General features: G+C 68.2%; 1 protein-coding gene. It reads left to right on the top strand.

Features of this window, described 5'->3' with window-relative positions:
- A partial coding sequence (locus tag NZN28_RS14560; protein WP_295399378.1) for an AMP-binding protein occupies positions 1–617 on the top strand: 617 nt, incomplete at both ends.

The following is a 617-nucleotide window of genomic DNA, read 5'->3' as shown; positions in this document are numbered from 1 at the left end:
GTCAACGCGTGGGGGCTGCCGTATTCGGCCGCCGCCTGCGGAACGAAACTCGTTTTCCCCGGCCAGCATCTGGACGGGCGCAGCCTCTACGAGCTGTTCGAGGCCGAGCGCGTCACGATGTCGGCAGGGGTGCCGACGGTGTGGCTCGGGCTCCTTCAGTTCATGGACGCGAACCGGCTGAAGTTCTCGACGCTCAAGCGCGTGGTGATCGGCGGCTCGGCCTGCCCGCCGGCGATGATGCGAAAGTTCGCCGACGAGTACGGTGTGGAGGTGCTGCACGCCTGGGGCATGACGGAGATGAGCCCGCTCGGCTGCGTGAACACGCTGAAGGCGAAGCACCTCGCGCTCGATCGCGAGGCGCAGTTCGCGATCCGCATCAAGCAGGGCCGGCCGCCGTTCGGCGTCGACTGGCGCATCGTCGACGAGGAAGGCCGCGAGCTTCCCGCCGACGGCAGGACCTTCGGCCACCTTCAGGTGCGCGGCCCCTGGGTGATGCGCGGCTACTTCAAGGGCGAAGGCGGCGACCCCTTGCGCGTCGGGTGGTTTCCGACCGGCGACGTCGGCACGCTCGATGGCGACGGGTACCTCCAGATCACCGATCGCTCGAAGGACGTGAT

Source organism: Meiothermus sp., from assembly GCF_025056915.1.
Lineage (GTDB): Bacteria > Deinococcota > Deinococci > Deinococcales > Thermaceae > Meiothermus.
The sequence above is the reverse complement of the archived record's forward strand: the minus strand, read 5'-3'. Positions and strand labels throughout refer to the sequence as shown.